Genomic DNA, 7,583 nt, shown 5'->3' on the forward strand with positions numbered 1-7,583 from the left:
ATCCTGAGCCTGTCGAAGGACTAGCTTAAATGTTTTGCTAAGCATTTCGACAAGCTCAATGTGACAAAATCGGATGGAATTTAGTGTTATACAGCTTTTATGTGATTCAAAAGTCGATAAAATCGACATTCTCCTGCATCCCCGTTACAAACGGGGACGATATATAAAAAGTATAAAAATGAAACAATTAACAGTATTGATTACAGGCGCAAGTGAGGGTTTGGGGAAATCTTTCGCTATCGAATCGGCCAAACGTGGTTTAGGTTTGGTATTGGTTTCGCTACCCAATAGTGGACTGGAATATTTAGCAAATTACCTGCGTGTAAACTTTAACAGTAGGGTGTTCTGTATCGAAATAGATTTGACCAAAAATACCTCCGCAAGCGAAATTTTTGAAAAATTAAGGGCGAATAAGATCGAGGTAAATGTTTTGATCAATAATGCTGGTTTAGGGAATTGGAGTTGGTTTGAAGATAAAAATGTCGATTTTTATAGAACACAGATCGATCTCAACATTACTAATACGGTGTTGCTTACGCGGTTATTTTTAAACCATATCGATAAAAGTACAGCAAGCTATATTTTAAATGTTGGCAGTTTAGGCGGACATTTTATCGTTCCAAAAAAACAGGTTTATGGGGCAACCAAATCTTTTATCGGTTATTTTACCCGTTGTTTGCAACTCGAATTGAGCGGTACAAATGTGCATATTAGTTTGCTTAGTCCTGGCGGCATTAATACGAAACCCGAGCTGTTGGTAATGAACAATGAATTAAAGGGGTTTGCAAAAGCGACGATTTTAGAGGCCGATTACGTTGCCAAAACAGCAATGGATGGTATGCTGAAAGGCAAGAAAGAAATTATACCAGGTTTTGCAAACCGTTTTTTGGTGGTGCTGGATAAAATTATACCGGGCTTTTTAAAAGAAATTATAATTAGGCGTAAATTGAAATYGATTTTAACAACATAGATTTGACCTGAAATCTGTAAGGTTTTAAAAACCTTGCAGGTTTAGCTTTATGAAAAGTAACGACACCAATCTTATCCGATTAATTAAAAGAGGTAATAAACAGGCTTTCGACGAAGTGTTTTTAAAGCATTTCAAAAGCCTGCATGCCTATGCTTTTACCATAATTAAAGAAAAAGATGATGCAGAAGAAATTGTTCAGAATGTATTTGTACGCATCTGGACGAAAAGAGAACAACTTAAAACAGATGGATTTTTGAAATCATTCCTTTATCGTTCGGTGCACAACGAAAGTTTAAATTATTTGAAACATCAGAAAGTGAGATCGAATTTTAAGGTTAATTATGCCGATGCTGTGAAAAACGATACAGGAAACTTAAATACAGAAATCATGGCAACAGAACTGGAAAAGAATATCCATTCGGCAATAAACGAGCTGCCTGAAAAATGCAGAAATGTATTTCAGTTGAGCAGGTTCGATCAGATGAAATATCAGGAAATTGCCGATGCATTAAATATTTCTATCAAAACGGTAGAAAACCAGATGGGGAAGGCCTTAAAGATTTTGCGCCTTAGGGTAGTAGATTTTTTGATCCTCATTTTTATTTTATTGAAATAAGTTTATGGATAAAAACTATACACCTATTAACGATGATTTGCTTGCAAAATACTTGCTTGGAGAGGCTACTGTGTCCGAAAGCGAGCGGGTTGAAGCGTGGGCAGCATCAAATCCTGACCACTTGAAACAGCTAGAAGATTTCAGGATGATACTAGAGAAAAGCAAACTGCAGATTGATCCCGAAATTGATGAGCATCAGGCTTTAGATCGGTTAAATGCTCGTTTAGAAACTGAAAAAAAAACAATCAGCTATACATTTATTTTACGTTGGGTGGCTGTGGTATTTATATTTTTTAGTGCTGGCTTATTTTTCTACAACAATTTAATCGGCAATAAAATAAACGTAAATAGTGGCGGAAATACTTTAACGCAAATGTTGCCTGATGGTTCTACTGCAATTTTGAATAAACAATCTGAACTTTCTTTCGTGGGAGGTTTTTTTAATAAAACCCGCGATGTTAAACTAAAGGGCGAAGCTTTTTTTAAAGTAAGCGCCGATAAGTCGAAACCATTTATCATTAGTGTTAATGATGTTCAGGTAACTGTTGTGGGCACCGCGTTTAATGTGAAAAGCGATGGGGCAGCTGTTGTTGTAATTGTAGAAAGCGGGATCGTTAAGGTGAACAACCGTAATGATAGTGTGCGTTTAACTGCTGGAGAGAAAGTAGAGCTAAGTCAAAATCAGCGGCATTTATCTAAAGGAGAAAATCAGGGTAAGTTGTATAATTACTATTATTCGAATGAATTGGTTTGTGATGGCACAGCACTTATCGACCTCGTTGCCGTGCTTAATGAAAAATTTAAAGCCAACATTGTTATTGAAAATCCTGAATTAAAAGTGCTTTCAATTAGCACAACTTTTAAAAACGAATCGCTTAAGGAAATCCTGACTGTAATTGCTGAAACTTTTAAAATCAAAGTTGAGTATAGGCAGGATATGATCAAACTTAAATAATAATCAATGCGTACGCTCAAAATTACTGTTCTTTTTCTCTTTATTTTCTGTTCCTTGGCGCGGGCTCAATCGAATTTGTCAAGGAATATTTCACTCAATATCGAGCGACAAAAATTAAGTGTTGTATTGGCGATGATAGAAGAGAAAGGTGGCTTCAGGTTTTCTTATAACAGCAATATATTGCCGGTTGATAGTTTGATCAGTATCCACGAAAATAACCTCAATATTGCGGAAACGCTTGATAAAATATTAAATCATAGGTTCGAATACCGCCAATCGGGGAATTTTGTGATTATCAGGTATGCACCGCTCGAACTGGTTTTATTGGTTAATGAATCGGTTGGTAACCCCGAACTTTATACCATTACGGGCCAGGTGGTAGATAAACAGACCAATAAACCAATCCAGGATGCCAGTATTTACGAACGAAACCTGTTGGTTTCAGAAATATCGGATGGGAACGGTTATTTTTCGATGCGGTTAAAAAACATTACACAGCCTATATCGCTAACGGTAAGTAAAGAAAATTATAAGTCTACCGTTACCCATTTTTTGGCAGAGGTGAACATTACCAATAGAAAAGAAAATCCAAGCGAAAGGTTTATCAGCGGAAATTTGGGCGATGTAGAAAATACCTGGCTGGGCAATACTTTGGTTACCGCACAACAAAAAATCCAGTCGATCAATATCGGTGGTTTTATCTCAAAAGCCCCGTTTCAGTTTTCGCTTATTCCTAGTTTAAATTCCCATGGCTCATTGAGCGGTCAGGTGGTTAACAAATTTTCGCTTAATGTTATTGGTGCTTATAGCGCAGGAGTAGATGGAGGAGAAATTGGTTTTATTTTTAATATTAACAAGAGTAATGTGCAGTATTTTCAATTTGCTGGGGCCTTTAATCTGGTTGGGGGGGATGTTCGTGGAGTGCAGATTGCCGGCCTGTTTAATTATGTGATAGGCGATGTTCGGGCGGCTCAGATTGCCTTGGCTTATAACCGCGTAGGCAAGAGTTTCGAGGGTTTCCAAGTAGGTGGAATTTATAATCATGTTAATCAAGATGTGAAAGGTATTCAACTTTCATTAGGACTTAATACAATAGGCGGAACCTTAAAGGGCTTTCAAACTGGGGCTTTAAACTTGGTCAGCAAAGATACCAAGGGTTTTCAGATTGGAGTCGGAGGTAATGTTGTAAGCGGTAGAACAAGTGGAATACAGATTGGTGGCATTGCCAATATCAACAAAGAAAGCAGTGGCGTAAATCTTGCGGTGCTCACCAATTTTACCGGACAAACTGCTAGTGGATTGCAAATTGGCGCAATTAATTATGCCAAAAACCTAAAAGGCGCCCAAGTTGGGATATTAAATGTTTCAAACGAAAATGATGGCTATTCAATCGGGCTGATCAATATTGCATTAAAAGGTTATCATAAATTTAGTTTCAGCACCAATGAAAGCACTAATTTTAATGTAGCTTATAAAGGTGGCAGCAAACGTTTATACAATATGTTAATGTTTGGCACGAACAAAAAATCAGCTGAAAAAATATATACCGGAGGCTTAGGTTTTGGCAAGGAAATGAAATTGTTTAAAAGCGTTTCAGTAAACCCCGAAATAAGTAGCCAATATGTTTACCAAGGGAGCTGGGATTACCTCAATCTACTGAATAAATTTGAGCTGCCAATAAATATCAGGATAAATAAATGGCTGGCCATACAGGGCGGTCCATCGGTTAATGTGTATTATACCAGGCAAAACACCAAAATTGGTGAGTTTGGATTGTTGCAGGAAAAACATAAAGATTTCTCTTTTAATAATTCGAGATATACAGGTTGGTTAGGTTGGAATGTGGGCTTGGTGATTTTATAAAAATAGCCTTGGGTTTAAACCCAAGGCTATGAATGATATCTATTCTGTAACCGCTAACTGAAAACTCCAAACTCAATTAATGGTCAAACTCACCGGCATTTTTAGCCGATTCTTCATCAGATACCAGCTTTCTTACTTTCTTTTTATCTAGCCATAATACCAGCGCGGGTAATAAAGTTAAATTGAAAATTAAAGCCACCAATAAGGTTATGGATAGGAGCAAGCCAAGTACTACCGTTCCTCCGAAAGTAGATGCCGTAAAAATTCCGAAGCCAAAGAATAAAATTAAAGCGATGTGCGTCATGCTCACGCCTGTTTCGGTAATGGTATCAGTAATTACTTTTGGTACGCTGAAATTGGTCAGATTTAATTCCTGTTGGTAACGGGTTAAGAAATAAATGGTCTGATCGGATGCTAAACCAAAGGCGATGGTAAAAATTAATATGGTAGAAGGTTTTAAGGAAATTCCAAAATAACCCATAATCCCTGCGGTAATAATTAGTGGAACAATGTTGGGCAACAGCGAAATAAACATGATGCCTAAACTCTTAAACTGCATCAGCCTTAAAAGAGAGATCAATACGATGGCGAGAGCTATACTTTCAACCAAATGTTTTAACATATAATCCGTCCCTTTAGAAAAGATAATGCTCGATCCCGTAAGTTCTACATCAAATTTAGATGGAGGCAAAATACTGTCGATCCGCGGTTTTAATTTGGCCATAATGGCGTCTAAACGTTTTGAGCCAACATCAGCCATTTGAAAACTGATCCTTGTACTTTGATTACCCTTGCTGATAAAGTTGGTTAACAAACTTGCATTTCCTTTGCCACCATTGGCGATGTAGGCCAGGATAAAGTTCTTTTCTAAATTATCTGGCAAGCGGAAAAAGGTAGAATCGTTATTGTAAAATGCTTGGGTGGCATACTTTAAACCCATATTTACTGAAATGGAACGCGAAAACTCCGGATAGGAAGAAATCATTTTTTCCAGTTTTTCCATTCTTTTCAGATTGGTTAAATTGAAAACGCCGTTCTTTTTCTTCGTATCTACGCTTACTTCTAAGGGTAAAATACCTTCAAAATTTTTCTCAAAGAACTTTAAATCCGTTAAAATCTCCGAGTTTTTAGGCAGGTCATCAACTAYATAACCATTAACATTGATTTTCATCACACCGATAAAGGCAATGATGGATATGATAATCGTTCCGATATAGATCAATCCACTTTTGTGCTGCACCAGTGTATCGGTTTTGACTAATAATTTATGCAAAAAACCTTCTTCAACATGGTTTTGTGCCTTAAGTTTAGGCGCTGGCAAATAACTGAAGATAATTGGGATTAGACATAAACACATTAACCAGGTAATCATTACGTTTATAGAGGCTACACTGCCAAATTGCATCAATAGCTCACTTCCTGTAAAATACAATACGCCAAATCCAATGGCTGCGGTAATGTTCGCAATTAGGGTGGTAATGGCAATTCTTTCTATGGTTACGCTTAAGGCACGCTGTTTATCGCCGTCTTTTCTAAGTTCATTCTGGTATTTGTTTAACAATAAAATACTGTTTGGAATACCAATAATTACAATAAGCGGCGGAATCAGCCCTGTTAAAATAGTRAGTTCGAAACCAAATAGTACCAATGTGCCTATACTCCAGATAACACCCATCACAACCACTAAAATAGGGAAGAATACGGCATAAAATTTCTTGAAGAAAAACAATAAGATTAGCGCAGAAACCAAGATAGATAAGCCCAAAAACAATACGAATTCGTTACTTACCAATTTACTTACCGCGGTACGGATATAAGGCAAGCCAGAAATATGCACCTGTATCTTTGTTGTGGCCTGGAAAGCTTTGGCTTTTGCTTCAATTTCTTTTAAAATAGGGTTACGCTCAGCAGTATTTAAGATTTTGGTATCAAAAGTAATGGCCATTAAGGTAGCATTCTGACGGTTGTAAACCAGTCCTTCGAAAAAAGGATTGCTATAAATGGTATTCTTGATCGAATCCATCTCAGCATCAGTTTTAACCAAACCGCCAGGAAGCGGCTTTAAAACAAATTTTTGGTTTACAGTATCTTTTTCCAGTTGAAAAATCCTTCCTGATGATAAAACCTGCTTAATGCCTTTTAATTTCTGAATATCGTTAGAAAGCTGGACCCATTGGTTGTAAACTTCTTTTTTAAAAATATCAGGCGATTGTATTCCCACCACCATTACACTTCCATCTTCGCCAAAGGTCTTTTTAAAGGCATTATATTTTACAAAAGCACTATCGGTAACGGGCAGGATTTTGCTCCCTGTATAAGAGAGTTTTACATTTTTGGCCTGATAAGCCATGAAAATTGTGCCTAATAAAAAAAATACGATGATTGCGATACGGTTCTGAAGAATAAATCTCGATAGCTTAACCCACATGTGCAGCTTAGTTTAATAATAATATTAACGGCAAAACTAATCTTATTTGTAAAACGTGATTACTTTTTGCACAATTAAATTTGCACAAATAACATACTTTTGAAAAAATTGTTTTAATCGGATGTTGCACAAAGTTAGGGGCATTGTTTTAAAGACCACCAATTACAGTGAAAGCAGTGTAGTAGTGCAGGTGCTTACTGATAAATTCGGCATGCAGTCTTATCTAATTAATGGTGTTAAAAAGCCAAAAGCGAAGATTAAGATGAACATGCTGCAATCGCTCCATTTGTTGGATATGGTGGTTTATCATAAATCAAATACCAATATTCAAAGGGTATCTGAAGTTCGGCAAACACCTGTTTTTAAAAGCATTCCTTACGATATGATTAAAACCAGTATCGTTATTTTTTTAAATGAGGTGCTATATAAAAGCATCAGGCAACAATCAGCTGATGAGAGTTTATTCGATTATATTTTTAATTCGATTGCCTGGTTTGATGAAATTGAAGAGATCAATCCCAATTTTCATTTGTCATTTTTATTAAAACTTACCCGTTTTCTGGGTTTCTCGCCTAATGAGAAAAGGCGAAACGACCAGGTTTATTTCGATCTGCAAGAGGGCGAGTTTACTTCCAGACTGCCAATCCATTCTAATTACCTGCAATTGGAAGATGCCATCGGGTTTATTTCGCTTTTTCATACGCCACTTGAAAAAATTTCTGAAATAAAAATGAGCAATACACAGCGACGA

6 protein-coding genes are annotated in these 7,583 nt (G+C 36.7%); 5 read left to right on the forward strand and 1 reads right to left on the reverse strand.

What is annotated here, in order from left to right:
• Window positions 1–178: 178 nt before the first annotated feature.
• From AC1DND_RS13960 to AC1DND_RS13975, 4 genes are read left to right on the forward strand one after another with little or no spacing between them, the layout of a single operon-like run.
• Window positions 179–970, forward strand: coding sequence for an SDR family NAD(P)-dependent oxidoreductase (locus AC1DND_RS13960; RefSeq protein ID WP_477582430.1), 792 nt, complete (start codon window positions 179–181; stop codon window positions 968–970).
• Between the two features lie 49 nt (window positions 971–1,019).
• Window positions 1,020–1,586, forward strand: coding sequence for an RNA polymerase sigma-70 factor (locus AC1DND_RS13965; RefSeq protein ID WP_477582431.1), 567 nt, complete (start codon window positions 1,020–1,022; stop codon window positions 1,584–1,586).
• Window positions 1,587–1,590: 4 nt separating this feature from the next.
• Complete coding sequence (locus tag AC1DND_RS13970) at window positions 1,591–2,541, forward strand: FecR domain-containing protein (RefSeq protein ID WP_477582432.1); 951 nt, start codon at window positions 1,591–1,593, stop codon at window positions 2,539–2,541.
• Window positions 2,542–2,547: 6 nt separating this feature from the next.
• On the forward strand, window positions 2,548–4,404 hold the full coding sequence (locus AC1DND_RS13975; RefSeq protein WP_477582434.1) for an STN and carboxypeptidase regulatory-like domain-containing protein: 1,857 nt from the start codon (window positions 2,548–2,550) through the stop codon (window positions 4,402–4,404).
• A 76-nt stretch (window positions 4,405–4,480) separates the two neighbouring features.
• Here the strand turns inward: AC1DND_RS13975 and AC1DND_RS13980 are convergent, their stop codons facing one another.
• Complete coding sequence (locus AC1DND_RS13980; protein WP_477582436.1) at window positions 4,481–6,832, reverse strand: efflux RND transporter permease subunit; 2,352 nt, start codon at window positions 6,830–6,832, stop codon at window positions 4,481–4,483.
• 121 nt (window positions 6,833–6,953) lie between these two features.
• On the opposite strand from AC1DND_RS13980, the gene recO reads away from it, so the two are divergent.
• A partial coding sequence (recO, locus tag AC1DND_RS13985) for a DNA repair protein RecO (RefSeq protein WP_477582438.1) occupies window positions 6,954–7,583 on the forward strand: 630 nt, incomplete at its 3' end.

Source organism: Pedobacter sp. 01N416, assembly GCF_056399685.1.

Excerpts from the sequence above, each read along its gene's own strand:
- AC1DND_RS13975 (WP_477582434.1), top strand. The coding sequence starts at position 2,548 with ATGCGTACGCTCAAAATTACTGTTCTTTTTCTCTTTATTTTCTGTTCC.
- AC1DND_RS13965 (WP_477582431.1), top strand. The coding sequence starts at position 1,020 with ATGAAAAGTAACGACACCAATCTTATCCGATTAATTAAAAGAGGTAAT.
- AC1DND_RS13970 (WP_477582432.1), top strand. The coding sequence starts at position 1,591 with ATGGATAAAAACTATACACCTATTAACGATGATTTGCTTGCAAAATAC.